This window comes from Cohnella cellulosilytica (genome assembly GCF_042431195.1).
GTDB classification, from domain to species: Bacteria; Bacillota; Bacilli; order Paenibacillales; family Paenibacillaceae; genus Cohnella; species Cohnella cellulosilytica.
This window is the reverse complement of the sequence record NZ_JBHMDN010000006.1, coordinates 146,162-172,270: the sequence shown is the minus strand read 5'-3', so window position 1 is coordinate 172,270 and position 26,109 is coordinate 146,162. Positions and strand designations below refer to the sequence as shown.

Here is a 26,109-nt window from a genome sequence, read left to right as displayed (position 1 = left end):
AGACTAGCCTATGGGCATGGGAGATAAATTAGAACCGACTCCGCTTAACGGATAACGACGCTCACCGGCTTGGCGACCGTCAGCTCCGTTCCCGCGTACACGGGCAGTCCGGATTGCGGCTCGATGCGGAAGAGAACGACCGAATTCGAGTCCTGGTTGGCCGCAATGAGCCACTGTCCGTCCGGGGACAGCGCGAAGTTCCTCGGGGTTTTGCCCCGCGTGGAGACGTGCCCGGCGGCGCTCAGCTTGCCCGACTGCTCGTCGATCGCGAAGACGGCGATGCTGTCGTGTCCGCGGTTGGACGCGTACACGAAGCGTCCGTCCGGAGACGCGACGATCTCGGCGCACGAGCTCTCTCCCGCGAAGGACGGAGGCAGCGTGGGCAGGCTTTCCTGCCGCGTCAGCTTGCCGGCGTCGTAAGTAAACCGGGTAACCGTGCTGTCCAGCTCGTTAACGACATAGGCGGCCTTGCCGGACGGATGGAAGGCGAGATGGCGCGGCCCCGCGCCCGGCTCCAGAGAGACGGCGTCGTGCGCGACCCACTCGCTGCCTTCCGTATCGCGAACGTAGATCATGATTTTGTCCATGCCCAGGTCCGCCACGAGCAAATACTGCCCGTCCGGGCTGAAGTTCGCGGAATGCGGGTGCGGGCCCTGCTGCCGATCCGGGTTCGGCCCCGAGCCGGTATGACGGAAGCGAATCGACGGAGGCCCCGGGCGCTCGTCCTCGCGGATCGGATACAGCATAGCCGATTCTCCGCTGTAGTTGGAGACGGCCAGCCAGTCTTCCGTCGGCGTAAGCGACAGATGGCAAGGGTGGGCGCCATGCGTCGGATGGTACTGGCCCGGCCCCAGCTTGCGGGTCTCGGCGTCGATCGGGAACGACGCGAGCTGGCCGCCCTCCGCCTTGTCGCCGTCGGCGTCGATGTGCTCGGCGGTCTCGCTGACCGCGTAGAGCCGGGTTCCCCGCTTGTTCACGCGCAGATACGACGCGTTTTCGATGTTGCCGTACTCGGCCGTCTTCACCAATTCCGCCGTGTCCGTCAGCAGCTCCGCCCGGGTAATGACGACTGCATTTTTGGCGCCGTAGGCGCCGATCCATATTTCGAGAGCTCCGGTCATCGCATATTGCTCCTTTGGATAGAGATAGGTCCCCTACTATAAATAGGAACTATCTATTATTATACATCATCCGGCGGCGACTCCGTTATAGCCCGGTTCCATGACTGAAGCCGGACTTTGCGGATCAGAGCCGACGAGAAGTCCCCAACAATACCTCCGACGTCATAAACTTGCTCAAGGCCAATAAGAGAATAACCGAAGGAAGGCTGACGATCGCTCCTAGTTGCAGCGCAATCTCGGGAGCTTGCTGCAGATCCATGCTTCTGCTTAACATAGCGACGCTGGCGATGGGAGAGAAAAGTTCGGGATTGCTTAGATAAACGAGAGACGGGATATAGGAGTTCCAGAGGCCGACGAAATTCAGCACGCCAAGCCCCAGCAGCGGTTTCCACACCTTGGGCACGAAGAGAGTGAAAAACGCGTACATCTCCCCCCGCCCTTCCTGCTCGGCCTGCAGCTTTAAGGAAGCGTAACTGGCATTGAAGACGCCCTTCAGCACAAATACGCCCACAATCGCGACCAATCCGCTGATCAGCAGCGGGAAAATCGTATTGACCGCGCCCATCTGCCGATACGCCATATATTCGTGCAAGGTCGAGCCTGTTCCGATCGCCAGTACAAACAGCAGGACGAACCTATAGAGGCTGCGACCGGGCAGCGCGGAGACGGTCAAAGGATAAGCGAGCATAAGCATGATCAGCAGACTGAACGCGGTCACCGCGCCGTAGAGGAATAGGAAAAGAATAAAATTTTGCGTCGGGAAAACTTCGGACAAAGTCGGCCCCCCGCCTGCGCCTTGAAGGAAAGGATGAACGAACAGGAAGTACAGAAAAAACAACACAAGCGCCGAATACAGCGAAGCGACGACAATTCCGAGTGCGTTGCGCCCCGCAGAAGTATCGAAGCCGGAGCCTGGACCGGAACCCGCGGACTTGTCGAGATTCACCCGCTGCACTCCCGAAGCTTGAGCGGAGTTGCCGACGAACAGATCGCGTACGAACCATTTGCGCACAAGCAAATAGGCCGCCAAAGTAAAGACGAGCTGAATCGCGAATTGGAAGAGCCACATCGCCGAGCCGACGCCGAAGTTAGCGTTCATAAAGCCGGTCCGGAAAGCGAAGGTATCCAACGTATCGCCGACCGAGTAGACAAGCGGGTTGTTCAGCCGATAAAGCAAGTCGAAATCGGTGGACAAAATCGTGGACAATTGGATCAGCAAAAAAGCGACAAGCGCCCGCAAAGCGGGATAAAACGAAGAGGGCCGCCGGATTCCGGACGCGGTCGCTCTCGAGCGGTAGGCCCGAATCGCGGCCAGCGCGAGAAGAACGGGTATGCCGCAGGTTTTCAAGGCTTCCAGCAAATAGACGATCGCCCTGAAGTACGCCGGATCGGCCAAAGGCAGCGAGCCTCCCGTCGCTAAAATCGATTGCGACGGCGATAACAGATAAGCCGCAGTGTCTGCAATTACGGCGGAAGGAATGAAATAAGGAATCAGGAACAACACAACGAACGCGTTCCGCAGCCTGTCCGAACGAATTCCGCTCAGCGCGGCCGCGAGCATAAGGGACAGGATCCCGACGACCCCCATATAGGAGAGCTTGATTGCGAGCGTGTTCCCCAGAATATGCCCGAATTCCGGCATTCCGAACAGCGCATCGAAGTTCGCCCAGCCTGTCCACTCGCTCCCGAATATTCCGTAGATGATCTTCACATCGGTGAAAGCCATGCGAAAGCCGGCAATAAACGGAATGATTTTCAACAGAAAAATAAGGAGCAGAGGCAGAAACGCCAGAAAATAGTGAAATTTGTACTTCCAAATCCGTCCGAGATAATCGTTCAACGCTAAGCCTCCTATATCGGTGTTCGGTTATTTTCTTTTGAATAATGAATAGAGGTCCGCCCAAAAAGCGGAACCCCTATTGTCATACAAATTCCTTATTCAAGAACGGCACGGACCGTCAACTGCCCGGTTACTTTGGATCTAAATACCACTGCTGCAGTTTCACCGGACCAGGATGTTCCCGGGACGATATTGCGATTGACTTTGAATGTAATTCGACCAGGCTCATACGTCGCATCAAGTGGAGTTCCGGCGATTTTGCCTCCGCTTAATTCCTTTTCAGGAGTATATTGATACAGATCGACGACTTCCATTTCATTCGGGTCGTAGGTGATCACATTCGTCATTTCACTGAAATCCTGGACATTGTATGCATACAACGAAAGAACGAACTCCTCTCCTCTAATCCCGCTGATCAGATAGTCGGGAGTGTGCGTGCTTTTTACAATTGCGGGGCTCCATGCCGTCAATCCCGTATCATTCTTAGCTCGGACTCTATACGTATGCAATGTGCCTGGATCAAGCCCTTCATGCAGATAGGCCGCATCTTCGACGCTTGTTGTCCGACCGTCTATCTCGATATCGTAGCCTGTGGCCCCTTCTACTCTCTCCCAATATAATTCTATGGAGTCAATGTCAGGATAGGCCTCTAACCTGATGGGAGCATCCGGAAGATCCGACAAAGTCGATAAGGAAAGCGCAGCGACCCAATCGCTGGCCTCGTCCCGATCTTTGAATCGGATTCGATACGTATGCAGTTCGTCGGCTCCCAGGCCGGTGTGATTAAAAATCGTATCCCGACCGTTGTCCATAAGCACGCCGTCAACCTCTATGTCATATTCGGCGTCCGGTGCTGCTGCGTCCCAAGAAATCGTAATAAACCGATTCGTCACAATTGCCGCAATATTAGTCAGTGACGGCTCCGATATCTGACCGCTTGGCAAGACAGCTATCGCAATCGGACTGCTCCAATCGCTGTCTCCGCTGATATTCCTGGCTCTCACCTTGTAGGTGTGACGACTTGCCGCACTCAGGTCGGTGTGCGTAAATTCGTTATCCGTCACATTTACGATTTCAGCCCCATCGATCATGACCTCATAGCTGTCCGTATAAGGCACTTTATACCACGTAATCGCAATCTCATTCTTATCGGCAGAGGCCAATAGACGAGTCGGCGGCGAAGGAGCTTCCGGATGCGTCGTAATATCGACCGGAAGGCTCCACGGACTCTTCCCGCCTATATTTACGGCACGCACTCGATACGTGTGACCCGTTACGGGTAACAAGCCCTCGTGCTTATAACTCGTTAAATCGCCTGTGCTGACGATGAATCCATCCGCCTCTATCTCGTACTCCGTCGCCCTTTCCGCAACGCTCCAGGTAACCGTTACATGGTTGATCAGCGGGTCTGCTGCTATATTCTCCGGTACCGGCGGCGGATCCGGCCAAGTCACGATCGAGATCGGCTCGCTCCATTCACTGTTACCGCCTATATTTACAGCCCTGATCCGGTAGACATGAGGAGAATCCGACTGCAGCCCGGAGTGAGTATAGGTCGTATCGCTGCCGGCATCCAACTCGACGCCATCGGCCTCAACTTCATAGAATTCCGCCCTTGCCGCCGGATCCCAACTTAAAGTGACATAATTTTGCTCATATGTCTGCTCAATTCCGGTTGGAACCGTCGGTGGATTCGGCAGGGTGGTCATCTGCAATTCCGAGCTCCATCGACCCGTTCCTCCGGTATTTACAACTCTTACCCTGTAGGTATGATTCGTATTCGCAATCAAGCTTGAATGCGTATAACTGACTGCCGTGCCGTTCGACACGATCATTCCATCAGCCTCTACTTCGTAGCGAGTGACTTCGGCTGCCGCCGGCCAAGATAAAGTAATTGAAGTCTGGGTTCTCAAGGTTGAGATATCCTCAGGCGGATCGGCAATGGTGACTCCGATCGCCGGCTCGCTCCACTCGCCTGCAAGCCCCGCCTGATTTACCGCTGCGGCTTGAACGCTGTAGGCTCTCCCTGCTTGGAGACCCTTGATGGATATTTCTTTATTGGTTAATGTTATCGTGACTGGGCTAGCCGCAAGGTTCCCGTCCGCATCGACGTATTGAGTTCCCGCCTTAATTTGATAACGGGTCCCAGGCGCGTTGCTGTCGCTTACTTTAGTCTTCAACGAGGATTCCGTAGACTGGATAATCTGAACAGAAGGCACCTGTGACATCGTATAAACCACTTGTTCCGAGAGGGTCACATGCCCAAGCATGTCTCTGGCCTCAACAATTATGGGATACGCCGTATCCGCAGACAAGGAATGAAAGGTATATGCGCCGGCCACCCATGGACTTTGAACCGTTCCAATCTTAAATCGGTAAGGCGTATCCGACAAACCTGCGCCCTGATCCGTCGAAACCCCCGTCACAGTAATCTTGCTGTCTGTTGCCGCGCTCTGAACGTTTCCGATTACAGGCCCCGTTTTATCGATATGGAAGATCACGGTTTGAACAACAGGAGCATTGTGATTGTCCGTTACGGAAACTTTCAGCGTGTGCACTCCTTCCGTCAGCCCGCCCAAGTTGATTTGACTGAATGCAACCTGCTGGGGTGTGGACGTATTGGAGACATTCTTGCTCTCTCGCGGAGTAGCTTCATTGTCGATAAAATAGGAGCCGACCAAGGGCTCTCCATCCAGATCGGTTACCGATATCCTTGCAACCATTGAATCCGCAAACCATTGATTGGCTGTCGGAGACAAAATGGTCACGCTTGGCGTAGTACCCTGTAAGGGGCCGCTTTTGACCGTTGTTGTCCTTGTCACGTAATCGTACTGCTCGGGCACCCAATAATCGTAATAGACCCAGCCATATTCAGGATCTACATAATGGGTAACCCTGACCCAACCATAAATATCGTCCACCCAAGACCTTTCCTTTACGGTCTTAGTCGTTTCATTCGTTGATTCGCTGCACGGAGGACTATGCTCGTATCGAATCCCGCTGGCCGAAGTACCTGAACACCAGGGGATTGTTTTATCCTTGACTTCCCAGTGACCTGGAGTTACAACCTTCCACTCCTCCGTCTGGTAGGAGTAACCCGGCGTTACGACTCCCCAATAGCTGCTCGAAGAGGTATAACCGCCGCCAACTTTCTCGTAATTCTGATAACTAAGCGTGTAATCGTAGCCTAAGCTATATCCCAACCTGACATCCTCGTAGCTGGTACCCGTACCGCTGTAGATTTGAATCCCGTTTCTGGAGAGTATATACGGACTTTTTCCGGTTCCTGCCCAATCCAACCGAACTGTGCTCTCGTTCGTAACCTGCGCGGTTAACGCGCCGAACACCGTTTGCGGCAGCAGGAACAGGCCTGCGAGGAGCAGGAACAAATACCACGCTGCATAGCTTCTTCTCTTCTTCCCGCCAGTCGCCATCGTTACTCCCGCCCCCCTTAAGCCGTTAAAATGGACACGATGTAATACTGATTGGTTTCCTTGTTGTAATTCGTCGATAGATCCAATTTTCCATAGCTGACGCTCAACTGCCAATCCTTCCGATATCCGATCTCTTGGGCAAATACGGCAAGATCCTGACGGATCGGGTCACTGAAATTGCTGTCATAAGAAAACATCGCGGCAAGCAGCTCGTAGGCATCGGACGGATCGGCGACTGTGTCGTTCGTTATGAGATTCCAGGTTAGCGTTCCGTCAGGATCCATGCGATAAGATGAGGTGAAGTGCACAGGGCTGCCGGCATCGGAATTCGACTGTCCCTCCTCGCCAATCAGTTGAATGAAGATTGTTCCTTCGGACTCATAGCTTTGAATTTGAAGACCATGTTCTTTCGCAAACAACTCATGCTTGGCTAAAATGCCCTCTCTATCCTTGAAAGTGACTTGTTCATACTGCGCCCACTCCTCCTCGACGGAGGCTCCCTGCAGCATGCTCAATCCGGATTGATTGACAAATTGATAGACAAACTGAATCGCTTCCGCCCGAGTCAAGTATTCGTTAATCATAAAGCCTTCCACGGCTCTGCTGCTCTTTCCATTAGAAATTCCTGTGGCATATAGATCGTTTACGGCCGTCGTTACGGCTTCTTTCTTGTCGTCTTGATAGCGGCCGCCCAGAGCGGAAGACAAAATAATTGCCGCATTTTTCCGCAACAGAGGCTGGTCCACGGTGGCCTGATCCGACAACCCCTCGACAAACCACTTCTTCTCGTTGGCATAAGCATAGTACTTGTCGTACCAATTCTTGCCTTGATCAGGGAGCGAGACGTAGGCAGATATAAGCATCTTCAGAAATTCGGCTTCGGTTATGCTTTCTTCCGGGTTGAAGGCTGCTTGCGGGGAGATATCCAGCACTTCCTGCTCAATTCCCCAATCAATCGCTTTGCTGGCCCAATGCGCAGCCGGAACATCCGAAAATCTGTCTGCCTGCTTGGCATTTGTCGGAGTCGTAGCGGCCAAAGACAACACAAGCAGCGCGATGATATACGTTGCAAATCTTTTGGACATAAAGCAGCACCTCTGCTATTCGTTTTGAATTTCGAAAAACATAATCAAATTATCGTCTACAACGACAAGCTCCGAAGCGGATATTGGAATAATTTCCGCCCACGAAATCGTGTTATTATCGATGTCTAAGGCAAAACGAAGAGCTCCGTCCCGATTCAGACTATGAACTCCGCCGCCTGTATCCAGGACATAGACATTGTCTCCTCCGTCGACGGCATGCCCCATTAGGCTATAACCCTTCCGTTGTTTCGCATTCGACAGTTGGTAGGTCCACAGAGCTTTGTCTCCGGTCTCATTCATTCGTTTAACCCAGTTCTCTTGACCGATATGATTCTGACTCACGATATATTGGCCGAATCCGTCATCTCCATACGGAGCTGCGATTCTCTTAATCTTCCCGTCCTCCAGACGATAAGAGCTTTGATTATAAAGTAAAGTGTCATCCTCCAAAATTTCGGGCATGAAGAACCCCTGTTCGACAAGCACTGTCTTCCCTTGAGCGTCCAGAACAACATGGCCTCCGTCCAATTGGATATACAAGTTATTGGAATGATCTGAAACAATGCCGTTAATACTCCATGAAAAATGGGAGAAGGCAGACAAGATACCGTCCTTTGTTTGCCACTCTTTATGCACCCATAATCGCTTTCCATTCCGATCAAAGGCGGCTAATCCGTCCGTGGTCAGAACAATCAAATTCCCCTCTCTGTCCATACCTGCGTCCACATAACCAATTCCATCAATAGGCTTTCCATCTGCTGCTATAAAGATAGGACCTACATTCTCCCCAAAATAGAGAGGAATACCTTTCCAGATATAAACTTTTTTGTTTTCGAGAATCCAGATGTCGTATCCATCAGGTACTTTTACATATCGAGCCGTGACCTCTACTGGTGCATCGTTTTTGCTGGAAAGAACCTCGCCCTCTAAATTCATGATCATTGTTCCATTGCCGCCATAGGACTGAAAGATTAAAGTTTCATTGGAACCCATGAAACCATTGTAGTTTTCATAAGGGCTCTCGCTTTGAAACCACCATTTCAGCTTGATGTTGCCGCGATGCTGCAGCGTTATCGGTTCGCCATGATCATTACGTGCCGGAAGCTCTTCCTTCACGGTCAAATCCATTGCAAGGGTACGAATATTGATGATTTTTCGCACACTATTCAGTTCTACTTCAGCACCCAGCACTTCGTCGGCAAAGCGGACCGGAACATAAACGGTATTACGGATGCTGACAGGTTTCTGCCGGACAGGAATTACAACCCCATTAAGGAGAACAGATTGAGAGCGAACAAGGACGCTAATCGTTTTGGCGCCTCGCTTACCCGTAACTTGTCCAGCTTTACTATCGTAAGAAACTTTAAAATTTATGGCATCCAGCAAAGCTTTCAAAGGAACCATTGTGCTGCCCTTCACGACCACGGGAGTCAGGTTTGTCTTTTGCCCGTCTACGGTCAATTGATAACTTGCTGCTGCGGAAACCGTCCCCGAGATTGAAACGCACAAGAGAACAAATATGAAAACCATCATAAGTTGCCTGCGCTTCATTATTTTCGTTTCTCCCTTCTATCTCATGTTAATTCCAAAAATCGCCAACGTTCCAGACCGTGAACGGGGTAGCGCCTGCCAGCCCCTTCCCGCTCGTTTACTATCTTTTGATGACCGGCTCTCTCCGGCGTGCTGGTGGTTCTATGCTTGTCAGACTTACGGTGAGCTGTGAGCGGGGAAGCGGCCCGTTAGCGGTGTCTCGGTGCTGTCAGCGGTGGTTGTTAGCCGTAAGTTACATCTTTGTGAGTCTAAAGCTGCATCGCGACTCTACTTTTTCTTCATATTTGAAAAACTTAAAACATCTTCCCGAAGCTCATTAAACAAATTTTGTCGATTCGTAAATTGCTTTGTTTTAAATAGTTTAATCTCTTCGCTCTCAATCTCTCCTGCAAAGTAGTCGTACGTGAGATCCGACAATACAGAAATAGATGCCATAAAGTCCTCAATGGATAGAGCATATTCTAACTTAGCATCTCCATACATAACTTCACTCTCAATAACTATCCCTTTATTCAATTCCTGTATTAAGTTGTTTACAAATTGCTTTACTGAAGTAAGCACCGTGGTTCTCCTTGTACATTACGTTCTAATAACATAATCAAGTTATCGTCTACAACGACAAATTCCGAAGCCGATATCTGAATAACTTCCGACCGGGAAATTCCGTTAGTATCGATGTCCATGGAAAATCAAATGTTAAGAACTGTTGTAGACCTCGATAGTCAGCGTCGGATTGCCGAAAGCGTCGTCCAGGCAACATAATTGTTTCCGTGCGCGTAACACACCGTTTCATGGTCTGGCGAGTGCATACTACTCCTCGTCTACTTTAATCAGTTCTTCGCTGGAATAACGAGAAGTTTTTTTCTTCCCGTTTATTTCAATATAGTACATTTCTCTTTCAGCTTTATAATGCCAATTGATCTCGCAAATATTTCCTAAAACCCCCGGCTTTATCCTCAGTCTTACTGGTTCACTAAATGTAAACTTAGGCGGTGATACCCTCTTAAACAAAATAGGTTTCACCAGATAAATCTCGTTATTATACTGCAATACCATGTATTCGCCTTGCTCACCAACGCAGAGAAAGACTTTCCCATAGGGCAGTAGCACGCGAAATTTCTCTCTGTGCCTTGGTTCTATTAGTTCAAGTCCATCTTCATCGAACCATGGATATAGACCCCATTCACTTGTCAACAAAATCTCCTCCCTCAAAAATTAGTTTCCGAATTTCACGTATCCTTGAAACTTGGGACTAAAAGCAGACTGAGGAAGTTGACCGAATGCTTCTTGTGCGGACTGAAGTGAGTTGCTACTTGGTTTATAGTGCCTACTTGCGTGTCCACTTTATATATCTGCCCACCCCCAATTTCAAAAATACCTGCTGCTCGATCCTGAGGGTTCGCCATCAGGCAGTGCTCATCCAAAGGAAGAAGAAACAAGCGGCTGTTCACGTCGCGTGGTTCCTGACAGCTCTTCTAGCTGTTTGTGGCAGACTGTGAGCAAGAGCGCATATAACCATTTCGATGAGGCTCCTCTGGGAGAAGTGCAATAAGCCGTTCCTACAGCTGTAACCCCTGAGAGGCGTGGCTGCTGCCTACTCTCATTTAACTTCACAGCCTTTTAATTGCGCTTGTACCAAATCCAGGGCCACCTCCAATTTGATCTGGCTGTGCTTGCTTAACCCTTGTCTGTATTGAGATATTGATATAGTTGAAACTAATGGTTCGACTGCAATATCGTTCCGATCTAACTCAACCTCTACAATTGTGCTGTCATTAACAAGAACCTTATATATGTCCTCACCTTGTTCTGGTATCCAATGAAGAATATATGCTGTTTTCATTTCTGGGTAGTATTTCTCTAATGCTTTCAGCAAAGACTTGTTCCCTTGACCTTCAAACAGTAACTTATTAGATTCAATTAACTGTTTCCTTAAATCCTGTTCTGTCTTGCTCCCAATAAGCCTCATTCCCAGTCCCTTCTGCGTGCGCAGATCGTCCCCGTCGTATTGATAGGTGACGATCGATTGCTCTCCCGCCTTGACACGCTCGGCACGAACGAGGCGATTAAAGCCGTCGAAGGTCTGCAGCGACTTCTCGACAACGGTGTTCGCATCTCCCGGTGTCGATTCGCCATAGGCGTCGCCTCCGGTCACTTGCCTCATGCCCGGATTGTTCGGGCGGAGGTAGCCGATCAGACTGCGAAGCTGATTGCCATTGTCGTCGTACAGGTAGCTGGTCGTCTTCTCTAGCACTTGCCGTCCTGTATCGTCAAACATCGTCTCTACGAGCCTTAACAGCTCATCGCTGGCATCGTACAAGTAATCGCTGTTCTTGACCCGATACGCGAGTTCCTGCTCTGTCCCCGGATCGATATAGCCGCTTGGCTGAGCAGACGTATACGTCTCTACCTGGGATTGACGATTGCCGGCACGGTCGTAGCTATAGAGGGTCGTCTTGCCTGGCGCGTCTTAATTTCTTTCCTCACAGCCAAAGGCGAAGATTTATAACGATTACCACTTTCGACTGTGAGGTTCAGGTTTACGTGCAATTTAAAATAGACATCTTCAATTCTTCCAAAACCTGCTTGCGTTTTGTCAACATTTCATCATTATCTTCCCACCGCTCAAGCCCCTCACCCGTCTCAATAATCTCCAACGCTCTTTGTCCGATGGGTTACAACAGGTTTCCAGCCCGAATTTGCAAATAGGCAAGCGTTAAAATAACGACAGGCCCTTCATCTTCATCCTCCAGACTATCGCTGAACGACTCCAGCACGGCTTCCGTTGCTAACACAACATCCTTTTCTTCCGACATGATCTCGTCGAACTCTACCTTTATATCAAGCGCAATATCGTCGTCCAAGATTCCGACTTCCCAAGTTCCCATAGAACACCTCCATTGAGTATTATGGATTGCACTTAAAATAGATCAATTTCCTTCAATTTTTTCACATATACTTTTTCTACGTAACCGGGGTAGCCAATTCCGTAAGGAGAAGCGTTTTTGATTTCCTCCTGCTGAACCTCTCTCATTTGATCTATGTCACCTTCGTGAGTATCGGCCCCAGGGATAAGGTAATACTTTCCATATGCACTTTTCTTCCAAAAATCTGGCATTATGACGGGTAGTTCGACTAACTTATGACCCACCACTTTCCATTCGCCTTTCAGCATCCCCTCGTCGTAACACCACATTTTGGCGATAGCTTCATTTGCAATGATGTGGTTCAAATCAAATTGGGATGGATCATTTAACGGCTTCATTTTGTACAGTTCGACGAACACGGTGGCCTCGTCTCTTTTCAGAATTCTGCCCGCACCAAACCTTCCGTCTTCGAATGGGATAAGGAAAATATCTCCCACCTGAAACTTTACTTTCTTCTTCATAGAACGTCCTCCTGTGCTATTTAACTTTTCCAATAAACTTCCTTGCTGCCTCAAGATATTTTTTCACTTTATCCGCCCTTTTTGGGTTGCCAATATCAAGAGGTCTTATTTTATTCAATAACTTGTTACCATTCTTAACATGCTGTTCATAAATCATTTGTTCGAGTCCTCTTGATTGTTCATAACTTAGTCCCTTTAAAGCTCTGCCATCTTCTGTAGTAGCGTATTAAATACTTCGAAAAATTCGCCCGCATCAAGGATGGAACTGCTATAAATCTCGACTTAATCATACTCAATCCATACTTCCCCACCTATTGATTGAGCATGATGAAGTAGTTCAAATATGCTTTGATAAGCAGTTAGTGTCTCTTGGTCTAATTCTGATTTATTGACACTTTGAAGATTGTTCAACACATCGCCTAAATCAGGTATTCTCCATGGCGACTCTTCAAACCAACCAGTATCAGTATGATAATAATATGAGAGGCCGCTCCATCCGTTTTCATTAGGTTGTATAGCCGCCATAATTGAATCAAAATAACCAATCCAAGCCTTAAGTTGAATTTTTTCACCCTCGGAATCCTCAAAGTTGAAAATGATCTCCGGTTCGCCCTCAAATCCAGTATAAAAATCTTTAACTATTTCCATTTGACACCTCCTATTGTTATGGAGCAGGCCAGTGCCCTGAATCTAAGAGTGTTTGTTGTTCAGGTGTTGCTGTACCATTTTGTCGTGCACTTACCGCATCTTGCCATTGTTTCATAGACGTCCATTGATTCTCACCAGTTAAAATATGTTGCTGTTTTCTTGTTGTTTGGCTTCCTGGTGTTGTTCTAGTGACCACCCAAGTATCTCCTTGATCTGCAGGTGCTCCAGAAGTTCTTGTATGCCAACGTGCTTCATACTTATAAGTTCCATCAGACCAAGTATACTTCACTTGATTGTACCCATTCTTAGCCTGTTCTACCTTCACAGCATTACTAGGAATTTTTATCGGACTAGAACTAATAGGATTTCCCGCACTCTTAGGAACAGTTCCCCCGCCCCCTCGTACATTAGCATACGCAGCAAGAGCCGTGTTGATATTAGCTTCGGCTACCGTCCACGCCTCCTGAAGCATGGCGTCCTTCGAATCTATCCGATAAGAGATCTCTTCCCTTGCCAGGATCGCTTTTATGAAGTCCGTATTGTCTCCGGTTTTAGCCTTGCTCAAGAGATTCATGATCTCTTGAGCGGCTTCTTTTCCTTTTTGTCCGGTAACATCGTTGTACATTTGGATAAACTGTGGATCGCTCTTCCCATTTTTAATGATCCCGTTCATCGTCATCCTCAACTCAGTCGAATCGGCGCCCTTACCGCTCGTATACTGGAACATTACATAGTGACTGAGTTCGTTGGATTTGTCCTTCTCCATTAGGCTAAGGAAGGTTACCGCCAGTTCTTTTTCCCTTTCTTCTATTTTTTTGTCTCTTTCTTTTTCTTCTTTCGTAAATAGTCCTGAGAGCACGTTATCGACGAATTTCTCCTGTGTTGGTGTCAGGTTGTACGTTCTTGCCCCGAACGTTGCCACAGGGCCTCCGATAGAAGAATTCCATAACTCCAGATTTACATGCACATTCACTTTCCCAAATGTAGTGACAAAATCCAGCTTCGGTGTATAGCTCTCTATCTCTTGAGGACTGTGAGTAATGACATCATTCTTCTTGGTCAGCGCCTTCCAGCTATCGGATGTAAAATACTTATTATTTTGCAAGTGGGCAATAGCTGAATTGACAATATTGTTTACTTGCGGAGTCATCTCGACTGTAATTGCCGTTAATTTATTATGATCATTATTGCGAATCCAAATTGCTTGCTTCTCAATTGCTTGTTTTTGCTCTGGCGTTTTTGCCTGATACCATGCACCCGTTAACGAAATAATCTCCGCCTGTGCATCCGGGCTTAGATATTTGTCCGATGCTTGAATATGCCCCGTCGGATCGTAATACAGAATCGGATTATTATGAACATACGTATATCGGTTCAGGCTAAGCGGCTCGTCCGTCTGGCCCGGGAATGTATCCTCTGAATTAAATCTTCCAAGATACGGGTCGTAGTACCTTGCTCTTAGGTAGTACAAACCGACCTCTGCGTCGAAGAATTCGCCCGCATAACGAATGGAACTGCTGTAAATCTCGATCGTCAACGTCGGGTTGCCGAAGGAGTCGTAATCGTATTGGTTCTCGACCGTGCCGGTCTCGCCGACGGTATGCACGACATCTCCGTGCCCGTTGAACAGGTAATACGACAGCTTCCCGACATCATCGGCACGGGAAATATAGTCGACTCCCCGCACGTAACGAACCGCCACGTTATCCGCCGAATCGGTTTCCAGAATGACATATTGCCGGTCGTACAGGTAATTCGTTGTTTTCGCCGCATAGTTGTCCTGCGAGCTTCGGGATACCTTCTGCGTGCGCAGATCGCTCCCGTCGTATTGATAGGTGACGATCGATTGGTCCCCCGCCATGACACGCTCGGCACGAACGAGGCGATTAAAGCCGTCGAAGGTCTGCAGCGACTTCTCGACAACAGTGTTCGCAGTTCCTGGCGTCGATTCGCCGTAGGCGTCGCCTCCGGTTACTTGCCTCATGCCCGGATTGTTCGGGCGGACGTAGCCGATCAGACTGCGAAGCTGATTGCCATTATCGTCGTACAAGTAGCTGGTCGTCTTCTCGAGCACTTGCCGTCCTGTGTCGTCGAACATCGTCTCTACGAGCCTTAATAGTTCGTCGCTGGCGTTGTACAAATAATCGCTGTTCTTGACCAGATAAGAGAGTTCCTGCTCTGTGCCCGGATCGATATACCCGCTTGGCTGAGCGGACGTATACGTCTCCATCTGGGATTGACGATTGTCGGCACGGTCGTAGCTATAGAGGGTCGTCTTGCCTGGCGCGTCTTAATTTCTTTCCTCACAGCCAAAGGCGAAGATTTATAACGATCACCACTTTCGACTGTGAGGTTCAGGTTTACGTGCAACTTAAAATAGACATCTTCAGTTCTTCCAAAACCTGCTTACGTTTTGTCAACATTTCGTCATTATCTTCCCACCGCTCAAGCCCCTCGCCTGTCTCAATAATCTCCAACGCTCTTTGCCCAATGGGTTCCATCAGGTTTCCAGCCCGAATTTGCAAATAGGCAAGCGTTAAAATAACGACAGGTCCTTCATCTTCATCCTCCAGACTATCGCTGAACGACTCCAGCACGGCTTCCGTTGCTAGCACAACATCCTTTTCTTCCGACATAATCTCGTCGAACTCTACCTTTATATCAAGTGCAATATCGTCGTCCAAGATTCCGGCTTCCCAAGTTCCCATAGAGCACCTCCATTTGGATGATATAGTACTTAAAACAAGTCGATTTCCTTCAATTTTTTTGCATATACCTTCTCGACATATCCGGAACCGCCAATTCCGTATGGCGAAGCATCCCCAATTTCCTCCTTTTGAATCTCTTTCTTTTGACTAATATCACCCTCATGAGTGTCAGCTCCAGGAATAAGGTAATATTTTCCATATGCGCTCTTATCCCAAAATCCCGGCATTTTCACAGGTAATTCGACTTCCTTATGACCCGCCACATTCCATTCGCCCTTTCGAATCCCCTCGTCGTAACACCATATCTTAAAAATCGCTTCGTTTGTATTAATATGGTTCAATTCAAACAGGGATGGATCATTTAAAGGCCTCATTTTATACAGTTCGACGAACATGGTGGCCTCGTCTCTTTTCAGAATTCTGCCCGCACCAAACCTTCCGTCTTCGAATGGGATAAGGAAAATATCCCCCACCTGAAACTTTACTTTCTTCTTCATAGAACGTCCTCCTGTGCTATTTAACTTTTCCAATAAACTTCCTTGCTGCCTCAAGATATTTTTTCACTTTATCCGCCCTTTTTGGGTTGCCAATATCAAGAGGTCTTATTTTATTCAATAACTTGTTACCATTTTTAATGTGTTGCTCATAGATCATTTGTTCAAGTCCTCTAGCTTGTTCATACATTAATCCTTTTAAAGCTCTACCATCTTCTGTAGAAGCGTATTTAATTCTCAGATTTTTTTTGTTGGGATCACTCCTCTGATGTTGTTTTTCACGTTTATTAATATCTTGCCTCGTACGACCAACATACCTTACCTTGCCTTCATCGTCCACCATCTCATACACGCTGTAGTTGTACTTTTTATTGGCGGTAATCGCCCCGGTGATCCGAACGTGGCTCTTTGAAATCTTGTCGCCTGCAGTCATATCCAGTGAGGCTGCATAAGCAACATCCGGACTTCCGAGAACGCCATTCGTCAATATTTCACCGATCAATATGTCTGCGATTAAAAACTCGGTAAAAGAACTTCCTCCCCCGAGGCTATTGGTTTTTCGCAACTCCGCAAGCTCGGAACGTAATTTCAATTGATATTGATCATATTCGGCAAAATCAATGACGTTTAGTCTGAGCGCTTCATAGCTATACACATTCGCATCATCATAGTAAGCAATCATTTGCTGGACTTCCTGCTTCAAATCGAAATCAGAATCCTTAAACAGGTTTGGAGCCGCATTTCCTATAACCAGATTTGTCCTTGCCTCGATGTGAATATTATCAATCCCCCCTAATATCGGAGTGACTGACGGATTTAGTCTGATTTGCTCTATTCTTTCTTGAGCAGCCAACTGCTTGATACTGTTATACAGCCTTATGTGGTTCCCTTCGCTGATTATTTCATACGTATGATCCTTAATGTCATTCGCAATGAAGTCCAGCGTTTTCTTGCTGCCTCTCTCTCTGTTCATTAGATTCATTTCTTGGATATAGCCTAAACTTCCAACCTTGTAATCTGAGTATTTTATGGTGTTGCTCATTCTGGATTCAAGATTTAACCCAGGGTTACCGTACTGCGTGTAACGTGCAGGAGCTTCTAACTCCCGTATCCTTCCCTCAGATCTTCTTTCAAACTGAACACTTAGGCTCCGCCATTGCTCATTCGAAATGGAACCGTTGCGCTGAATGACACTATTGACAGCTGCGGAGAAGCTATCGCCATTATTGTGGTTGTTATCATTTCTCTGCGCAGACTCTGTACGGATTCTTGTTGCTTCTGCAACGATCTGATTTTTTTCATTACTACTGCTTGCTGAAGTATAAGCATCCGTCAGCTTCTTGATCTTCTTCTGATCATCCAGCGACAGCTTTTCGTCTCCTTGCTGCCAGTTCCCTGTCGGATCAAAAAAGTTAACCGGATCATTATGAACATACGTATACCGGTTCAAGCTCAAGGGACTTTCGTTTTCTCCCCAATAGCTGTCCTCCGAAATAAATCGTCCGATATACGGATCATAATACCGAGCACGCAGGTAATAGAAGCCCACCTCGGCGTCAAAGAATTCGCCCGCATAACGAATGGAGCTGCTGTAAATCTCGATCGTCAGCGTAGGGTTGCCGAAGGAGTCGTAATCGTATTGGTTCTCGACCGTGCCGGTCTCGCCGACGGTATGAACGACATCTCCGTGCCCGTTGAACAGGTAATACGACAGCTTCCCGACATCATCGGCACGGGAAATATAGTCGACTCCCCGCACGTAACGAACCGCCACGTTATCCGCCGAATCGGTTTCCAGAATGACATATTGCCGGTCGTACAGGTAATTCGTTGTTTTCGCCGCATAGTTGTCCTGCGAGCTTCGGGACACCTTCTGCGTGCGCAGATCGTCCCCGTCGTATTGATAGGTGACGATCGATTGCTCTCCCGCCTTGACACGCTCGGCGCGAACGAGGCGATTAAAGCCGTCGAAGGTCTGCAGCGACTTCTCGACAACAGTGTTCGCAGCTCCTGGTGTCGATTCGCCGTAGGCGTCGCCTCCGGTCACTTGCCTCATGTCCGGATTGTTCGGGCGGACGTAGCCGATCAGACTGCGAAGCTGATTGCCATTGTCGTCGTACAGGTAGCTGGTCGTCTTCTCGAGCACTTGCCGTCCTGTGTCGTCGAACATCGTCTCTACGAGCCTTAATAGTTCGTCGCTGGCGTTGTACAAATAATCGCTGTTCTTGACCAGATACGAGAGTTCCTGCTCTGTGCCCGGATCGACATACCCGCTTGGCTGAGCGGACGTATACGTCTCCATCTGGGATTGACGATTGCCGGCACGGTCGTAGCTATAGAGGGTCGTCTTGCCTGGCGCGTCAGCTTGCAGCAGGCGTCCTGCCTCATCGTAAGAATAGTCGGTACGACCAAAGCTGTCCGTCTTGGAGGTTTGCCGTCCGGCAGCATCATAGACGTAGACGTATGATGAATACAGCTCTCCGTTCGGCTTCACGTTTTTTAGCGTCAGCAATTGGTTGTTCTTGTCGTACGTATAAACTTCCTTAATCCCGCCTTCGTACGCGATGACTGCGCGGTTGCCATTTGTGTCGTAATCGTAGACCGTCGTCTTGCCGTTCGCGATAACGCTCTCCATCCGGTCGGCTTTGTCATACGTATAGACGGTTTCAAAGCCTTTGCTATCCGTGACAGATACGATATTGCCGGCGGCATCATACGCGTAAGCGAGTTGCGTGCTTTCATCTTTTGACACCAGCTTCAACCGGTCGTTTCCATCATACGCATAGCTGCTGACGCCGCTCTTGTCCTGCATTTGCGTCCGATTGCCGACCTCGTCATACGCGTAACGGATAACTTCCTCCGTCTCAACGACGTTTCTCTCAATCAGCAAGTCGCGACTGTCATAGCCATAACGGGTATGATTCCCGTTGCGGTCCGTCATTTCAGCCAGGTTCAGGGCAAGATCGTAGCGGTAAGTCATCGGCTTGTTCAACGGATTAATCGTTTCCACTAACAGTCCGAACGCACCGTAGCGGTACTGGGTAACCTTGCCCCTGCCGTTCGTCATGTCGAGCTTGTTGCCGAGAAGGTCATAGCTGTACGTCGTACTGACCCCCATCGGATCGGTCACTTCCGTAATCCGGCTTGCATTGTCGTAAGTAAACGAGTAGCTCTCGCCAAGCCCGTTGGTTTCCTTGATCTTGTCATCTGCCGGATTATAGAGGTAGGAAGTCTTCGCGCCTTCCCTGTCGGTGATGGAAGACAGCCGTCCTGCCAGATCGTAGACGTAGACCGTGCCATAGCGGGCATTGTCCGAACTGCCCGAGGCAAAGCCTTTGGCATCTATTTCTTTCACCAGGTTGCCGCCAGCATCGTACACATGACGAGCTATCACAGCTCCATACGGATCGCGAACGGTCACAACCCGATTCAGCTTGTCATATTCATAGGAGAACGTATGTCCGCGCGCATTCGTCTCGGACGTCTTATTCCCTGCCCGGTCGTACGTATACGAGATGACTTGATTCTCGGCGTCGGTCTTGGACACAACACGGTTCATCCCGTCATACTCGTACTGGGTCAAGAATCCCCTTGCATTTCGCTCCTCGATCCGGTTTCCGACCTCATCGTATTTGATCCGGGTATTCGCGTCGGCTCCATTCCACTTGCGCTGTGTCTGGATCAACCGGTCCAACGCATCATACGAATACGATACGCTATACTTATCCCGGTTCGCCGTATCCGTGGCCGCATAGCGATAAGCGCGCGGATCGATTTCCTTGACGAGATTGCCGAGAAGGTCGTATTCATACCCGGTAATCAGACGAATCTTACCCGGATACGCTTCATCGCGCAGCTCGGCTGATGCGCCTGCAGACGCGGCATCCAGATTCGCTTCATCGACGAGACGAATCCGTTTCACGACTCGATTCTGAAGATCGTATTCGGACAGCTCGATGTCGTACTCGGTTCCCTCGCGAAGCTGCTCCGATTTCACCAGGTTGCCGTTCAGATCGTAGCTGTTTCTCGTAAATCCTCCGGCGTTGTCCGCAGCGGTAAGAAGAAGATTGTTGTCCGAATACGTATACCGCGTTTCCCGAAGGAATGCGCGATCCTTCGAGCTGGTCAGGCTCATCTTGAGCCTATTGCCGACAGCGTCGTACTCGTAAGCCTCAATGACATACACGATGCTTTCGCTCGCGTCCAGCTCCTGGGGCAGCTTCTTCCGAATGAGACGGTTGAGAGCGTCATACTCAAACAAGGCGATGCTGCCGCGCTTGTCCTTTACGCTGACTGCATTCCCAACCAGATCGTATTTCGTTTCAACGGTATGTCCATCGGGGTCGATGACGAGCTTTTCCTTGCCGAATGCCGTATACCGGTACGCAGTAGCCGCTCCCAACGGATTGGTCTCGGACACCATTCGTCCCAGCTTATCGTAGGCGTACTTGCTTACTCCCCCGTCCGCATCAATAACCTGAGCCAATGTACCATCCGGGTTGTACACGTACTCCGTAGAGTTGCCGCGAGCATCCAGCTTCTCCGTCAGGTTTCCGAGTACGTCGTAACGATAAGCGGTTCGGTGTCCGAGCGCATCTGTCTGCGCAACGATTCGGCCCAGACCGTCGTATTCGCTGGTCGTTCCCGAGGAATGATCCATGTCCCCCGTGTATCTCAGGCCGTCCGCCACTTTGCGAACTTGCCCGGCAGCATCGTACTGGATATACTCCAGCCCGTTGCCGTCCGGAGACGCTGTGGACGTGCGCCGATTCATAGCGTCATACGAATAAGAAAACCCCGACAACGTTAACGCAGAACCTGCGTTATCCTGATCTTCGTCATACTGATTAGGCGCGATTTCCTTGACGAGATTACCAATCTCGTCATAGATATACCGGGTAATCGCCGATTGGCCGGCAGCCGAAGGAGCAATCATTCGGATGAGACGATCCTTCGAATCGTACTCATATTTTACCGTCGCGCCTTTGGCGTCGCTTCCTTCTGCAAGCCGTCCTTTCAGGTCATAACGGTACTCCTTGACTCCCTGCAGCGGATCGATCTCTCTAACCGGACGTCCGTCGAGATCGTATTCATACTGCGTTACAGCGCCCTTGGCGTCCGTCATGCTCTTCAGCTTGTCATTCTTCGTGTAAGCGTAGCGCGTCGTCGCAACAACACGATCGGCGTACTCATTGTCGAACCTTGCCCCATTAATCTCGTCCGCACTCAACTCCGATGTCTGGATGAGCATCGCTTCGCTCGTTATACGCGAACGGGAGTCATAATCATAGCGCCATACGTCGGAATAGCCGCTATCTGCCTTCACCGTCTTTGCTGTGACATTGCCAGCGGCATCGTAGGCAAATGACATTTCCCGACCGAACGGACCGTTCTCCTTAATCAAGTGTCCGGCTTTGTCGTAGGCATACGTGACAAGATCTTTCGCAGATTCCTTCAACTGCGCCAATCCCTGGCGCTTGGGCTTCTGAAGCAGGAAAGTCTCGTTGGATACTTTACGACCCGCTTCATCATATGCCGTCTCAACTCGCTTAAGGAGCTCGTAGTCCCCATCGGAGCCAATGGTTTCTTCGCTTCCAGTCATCAGGCCGGAAGCGTCGTATTCATACCGTTTGACGTTTCCAAGCGGATCTGCGCTCTCGATGATTTCACCTTTGGCGGAGAAGTCAAATCGTTCCGTTCCACCGTCCGGATGCTCGATCCGATAAGGCTTGTCGAAGATGGAGAAATACGACTTCGTTACGTTGTCTCTGCGATCTGTACGTACAGACATGGCTTTGCCCGTTAGATCGTAATCGTATTTCTCTATCGTTCCATCAGGGTCCGTCATGGACTTCAACGAACCGTTCAGGAAGTACGCATAGCTCGTCGTATTCCCATACGCATCCGTTTTGGACAACATGCGCCCCGATCCATCATAGCGATAAGTTTCGCTGACAAGCGATGTGCCGTTTTGTGCGTTCCGCTCCATCGTCTGCGGAGAGGTAACCGCGATTTTCCGGTCATTGACGTCGTACTTCGTCAGGACACCGCGAGACTTGTCCGGATCGGATGCCAGATATCCTTCGCCGTCCGCTTCCAGGACAATATTGCCCCGTCCGTCGTACTGACGGAACATGGCGACTTCACGGGTTGTGCCGTCAAATGCGGAAATTTTGACCGGACGATTCAACGCATCGTACTCGGTTTCAAACCCGGAAGCTTCCGTCTCCGGTAAGGACAAATAGCGCGGGTCGATCTCCTTGATTCGATTGCCGACTTCATCATACACATAACGAGTTGTATGGCCGAGCGGATCAATCTGCATCGTCATTCTACCCAGTCCGTCGTATCGGAACGAAGCTGTGACCGGGGTGCCGCCGACTGTCAGCGTCTCGGAAATCCGGTTGCCGACTTTATCATACTGGAACCTGGCTGCTTTAACGCCAGTCCCGAACGGCTCTTTCTTCATGATCACCTTGTTGCGGTGGTCATAGGCCAGCTCCGTCTCCTCCCATCCGGACCCGTTATAGACGGATTGCTTCACCAGATTTCCGACATAGTCCCACTCGTTCAACGTACTGTACTTCCCGTATTCACGGAATCCGCCTTGTCCGTCGGACTCCCGATACGAGCCGCTCTCCTCCGTTACCCGTGCCGCAAAGTCATACTTGTAAGCATACATACGGAATTTCGTCTCGGATGCATCGGAGAACTCGTACCGTTTCGCGAGGTTTCCGTTCGCATCGTATTCCATTTTCGAATGTCCTGTACGTCTGTCATCGATGCGCTTGTATTCGTCGGTCATTCGATTCATTTCATCGTACGTATAGGATGTATCGGAGGAAACCGTGTTGGTCCCGCCAGATACGCCGCCCTCCCGAATTCGAAGCGCATTCCCGGCTTTATCGTACTCATAAGAGACGTACGTGTAATCCGAAGCGCCTTCCTGACTGATCTTCTGCTGACTCAGAAGACCAAATGCATTGTAGATGGATTCGGTGATCTTGCCTCCCGGCTCCTTCAGCACCGCAAACTGGCCAAGCGCGTTATAGCCGTATGACGTCTCGAATCCGAGCGCATCCTTGCGGTTAACCAACTGCCCCAAAGGATTGTAGCTATTAGAGGTTGTATAACCGCGTGCATTCGTCTCGGTTAACGGATGACCGATGTAATCGTAGGTATAGGAAACCGAGTACCACCTGCTCTTGTCGGGCGTCGTTTCCTCTTTGATCAATCGATCCAGGATATCGTAGGACAACTTCTTCTCGAAACCCTCTTCGTCCGTCAGCGTGACGTGGGTAGGCACGGATTCATCGACGCCTATCCGGTATTTAACCGTTGTTGTCCCCTTGCTTACGGCATCTTTCTCATAAATTGACTTCTTCACCAGCCGGTTCAGACTGTCATACTCGTAACGGCTGCTGTGGCCGTTCGCATCGATTTCCTTGACGATATTGCCAAACGAATCATAGTCGATTCTCCGCAGTACACGCCATGCGCCGTTATTCTTTACACTTGCCCGTACCAAGGCTCCCGTAATATCGTACTCATACTCATAGTCGAATAATGCCGCATCCGTATGTCTGATCTTCAGGTTGGAAAAAGGAGAATCCACATAGCTGTAGGATTGACTCGTCTGATCCGCTTGTACGGTTTTTGTCAACCGATTCAATACGTCATATTGATGCAAAGTCTTGTTCCCGTTCGGGTCGATCTCAACGGTAAGATTGCCGGTAGTCCATTCATATCCGTATTTCGTTGCTCTGACCGAATTGCCGTCACTTTGATATTCTCTCGTTAAGTATGCGCCTTTAACGTCCAGATCGTTAGCATCCACAGCGTATTCATAATGGGTAGTGAAAGACTGATCGCCTAACGAAGCGGTTTTCTTCGTCAGATTGCCGTACTCGTCGTATGCGTATTCGGTAATCCACCATTTCTCCGGATTCGTCGTATTGACCTGCGACTCCTTAACCACATTGCCTTTGTCGTCGATATCGTAAATAATCTGGTTTGTCGTCGCGCCATCCTGCTTCCACGTCTTCAAGGTCAAGGCATGAAACCTGTCGTAGTCATAGGAGTAGATGACGGTATGCTCGCTGTCCTTCGGCGTTCCATTCTCGTCCCTGGACGCCTCGGGGCCGGTATAATTCGTCAGGTTTCCGTATTGGTCGTAGCGGTAGTTTTCAATCCGTTTCACCGGTTCGCCTGAAGATTGACCGTTGGCGGTCTGATAGGACCAAGTTTCCTTCTTCTTGATCAGCTTCATCTCATCTCGCTCGGTCTTCAGCACTTCCTTGTGGTCGGATCCGGATTTCTCCATCAGAAGCAGTTGGTGCAAGCCGTCATAGGTATACTTGGTTTCACTTCCTCCGGCATCGGTTTCCGTGCTGAAATAACGGTAGGTATCGCGCAGATAAGAATCCTCATGCCCCACATACCCTTCAACTCCGTAACCATCCGGCTCGCTGGTATACGAGTATTGGGTTTTGTTCTTCACTTCTGTAACAAATTTGTCCAGGAATTGACCTTGCGACGGATCAAATCCCTTTTTAATCAGATCCCTGTTCTCGAAAATCTTGCGGTACTGCATACTGCCTTCATGCAGACTCTTCGTATAGGTATTGTATACATACCTCTCGATCCGATTGGTATTGGGATAGTCGATCTGAACGAGATTCTCATAACGGTTGAACGCAGCATACCTCGTCCCGTTCATATAAGTAAAACCAAGCTCCGGCTGCTCGTACCAGAAATGATACTTGGGTTTGCCGTCCGTATCGAATACGCGTTGCAGCCTTGTCCGAATAACCTGATTGGATTTGCTTACGAGAACGGCCGACTTATCGTAGACGATCGTTTTGTCATCCGGCAGATGCACAACAACCTGGAATTTACCTTGTAAATCACCGGAATGGGTATGGTTCGGATTTTGCGAAGCTTTCCAGCTTTCTTCGGCGGAATATGACTCGTTCTTGATCGGGCCAACGACGAAGGCCTGATCCTCCCGATACTCTATTGTAATGATCCGCCCAACCGTATCGGTGATTTTGGACATGAGTTTTTTATTGACGGTCTTTCCGTCAATCGTATAGTTATATTCCGAATATTCAAAATTAATAGTGTTGTCATATCGATCCCTAATGCCCAGCAACCTGCCGTCTTCGGCAAAAAAAGTCTTCTTGCCGTCTTTGCCCGTCATCGCATATTTAGATACGCCGTCACTCTGCCCATTGCTATATTCCCCAGTTTCCTTGACTGTGACATCCTTGATGGTCTGACCCTCGGGAAAGTATTCAACTTCATCTTTCGTCTGGTCGCGAGCGAGCCGATAGACGTCTCCGCTCTCCGTATGGACGAACTTGTGGCTTGTTCCGTCGTTATTCTCGATAACTTCCATTTGAGGAAACGAGAATCGCATTCCGACGCCGATATTATAGCGGTTCTCGTAGAAGGACGAGGTCGTCGCATCGGATTGAACATAATCGACCCATGCTCCATTGACGTATTTGACCTTCATTTCTTGCGTATTGGCTGTGCCGCTTTTATAAATACGCTTGATTTCGACATTTAATCCATTCCGCCCGGGAAGGACATAATCCGTTTGCGAGATCGCCAGTTCCCCGCTTTGCGCGCTAACGCTCTCTTCAATCGTATTCGTGCGCAAATAGACCGGAGAGAGGTAAGTGTCGTACTGCTGTTGAGGTCCTACCAAATGATTGAGCCGCTCTTCCAACGTTTCCGCAGATGCGATATGCGCATATGCAAACAGACTTAGAGATCCCAGCAGAAAAATTCTGATTAAAGACTTTACCATCGGATTTTCCGTCCTCCCTTCCC

At 49.4% G+C, this 26,109-nt stretch carries 16 protein-coding genes; all 16 read right to left on the bottom strand.

Annotation, left to right across the window (positions count from 1 at the left end; translation table 11 throughout):
- Window positions 1-44: 44 nt before the first annotated feature.
- On the bottom strand, window positions 45-1,121 hold the full coding sequence (locus ACFFT4_RS02980) for a lactonase family protein (protein ID WP_378044952.1): 1,077 nt from the start codon (window positions 1,119-1,121) through the stop codon (window positions 45-47).
- Window positions 1,122-1,245: 124 nt separating this feature from the next.
- On the bottom strand, window positions 1,246-2,961 hold the full coding sequence (locus tag ACFFT4_RS02975; protein ID WP_378044950.1) for a hypothetical protein: 1,716 nt from the start codon (window positions 2,959-2,961) through the stop codon (window positions 1,246-1,248).
- Between the two features lie 95 nt (window positions 2,962-3,056).
- The gene (locus ACFFT4_RS02970) at window positions 3,057-6,395 is read right to left on the bottom strand and encodes a fibronectin type III domain-containing protein (RefSeq protein WP_378044948.1); all 3,339 of its coding nucleotides are present in this window, start codon (window positions 6,393-6,395) and stop codon (window positions 3,057-3,059) included.
- Window positions 6,396-6,412: 17 nt separating this feature from the next.
- Window positions 6,413-7,480, bottom strand: coding sequence for an S-layer homology domain-containing protein (locus ACFFT4_RS02965; protein WP_378044946.1), 1,068 nt, complete (start codon window positions 7,478-7,480; stop codon window positions 6,413-6,415).
- A 15-nt stretch (window positions 7,481-7,495) separates the two neighbouring features.
- Window positions 7,496-9,031 carry a copper amine oxidase N-terminal domain-containing protein gene (locus tag ACFFT4_RS02960; protein WP_378044945.1) on the bottom strand — a complete coding sequence of 512 codons (1,536 nt, stop codon included), beginning with the start codon at window positions 9,029-9,031 and terminating at the stop codon, window positions 7,496-7,498.
- 267 nt (window positions 9,032-9,298) lie between these two features.
- Window positions 9,299-9,592 carry a hypothetical protein gene (locus ACFFT4_RS02955; RefSeq protein ID WP_378044944.1) on the bottom strand — a complete coding sequence of 98 codons (294 nt, stop codon included), beginning with the start codon at window positions 9,590-9,592 and terminating at the stop codon, window positions 9,299-9,301.
- A 249-nt stretch (window positions 9,593-9,841) separates the two neighbouring features.
- Window positions 9,842-10,228 carry a DUF6960 family protein gene (locus ACFFT4_RS02950; protein ID WP_378044943.1) on the bottom strand — a complete coding sequence of 129 codons (387 nt, stop codon included), beginning with the start codon at window positions 10,226-10,228 and terminating at the stop codon, window positions 9,842-9,844.
- A gap of 403 nt (window positions 10,229-10,631) precedes the next feature.
- Window positions 10,632-11,351 carry a hypothetical protein gene (locus ACFFT4_RS02945; protein ID WP_378044941.1) on the bottom strand — a complete coding sequence of 240 codons (720 nt, stop codon included), beginning with the start codon at window positions 11,349-11,351 and terminating at the stop codon, window positions 10,632-10,634.
- Between the two features lie 355 nt (window positions 11,352-11,706).
- Complete coding sequence (locus ACFFT4_RS02940) at window positions 11,707-11,919, bottom strand: hypothetical protein (protein ID WP_378044939.1); 213 nt, start codon at window positions 11,917-11,919, stop codon at window positions 11,707-11,709.
- A 32-nt stretch (window positions 11,920-11,951) separates the two neighbouring features.
- The gene (locus ACFFT4_RS02935; protein WP_378044937.1) at window positions 11,952-12,419 is read right to left on the bottom strand and encodes an Imm26 family immunity protein; all 468 of its coding nucleotides are present in this window, start codon (window positions 12,417-12,419) and stop codon (window positions 11,952-11,954) included.
- A gap of 16 nt (window positions 12,420-12,435) precedes the next feature.
- Window positions 12,436-12,576, bottom strand: a complete 141-nt coding sequence (locus ACFFT4_RS02930; RefSeq protein WP_378044936.1) for a hypothetical protein — start codon at window positions 12,574-12,576, stop codon at window positions 12,436-12,438.
- 125 nt (window positions 12,577-12,701) lie between these two features.
- Window positions 12,702-13,067 carry a dihydroorotate dehydrogenase (quinone) gene (locus ACFFT4_RS02925; protein ID WP_378044935.1) on the bottom strand — a complete coding sequence of 122 codons (366 nt, stop codon included), beginning with the start codon at window positions 13,065-13,067 and terminating at the stop codon, window positions 12,702-12,704.
- Between the two features lie 16 nt (window positions 13,068-13,083).
- Entirely contained in the window at window positions 13,084-15,297 is a 2,214-nt protein-coding gene (locus ACFFT4_RS02920) for an RHS repeat-associated core domain-containing protein (protein WP_378044933.1), read from the bottom strand.
- 130 nt (window positions 15,298-15,427) lie between these two features.
- A complete protein-coding gene (locus ACFFT4_RS02915; RefSeq protein WP_378044931.1) occupies window positions 15,428-15,775 on the bottom strand; it encodes a hypothetical protein in 348 nt (115 codons plus the stop codon).
- Window positions 15,776-15,804: 29 nt separating this feature from the next.
- Window positions 15,805-16,272: an Imm26 family immunity protein gene (locus tag ACFFT4_RS02910; protein WP_378044930.1), complete on the bottom strand. Its 468-nt coding sequence runs from the start codon at window positions 16,270-16,272 to the stop codon at window positions 15,805-15,807.
- Window positions 16,273-16,288: 16 nt separating this feature from the next.
- Window positions 16,289-26,086: an RHS repeat-associated core domain-containing protein gene (locus tag ACFFT4_RS02905; protein WP_378044928.1), complete on the bottom strand. Its 9,798-nt coding sequence runs from the start codon at window positions 26,084-26,086 to the stop codon at window positions 16,289-16,291.
- Between the last annotated feature and the right edge of the window lie 23 nt (window positions 26,087-26,109).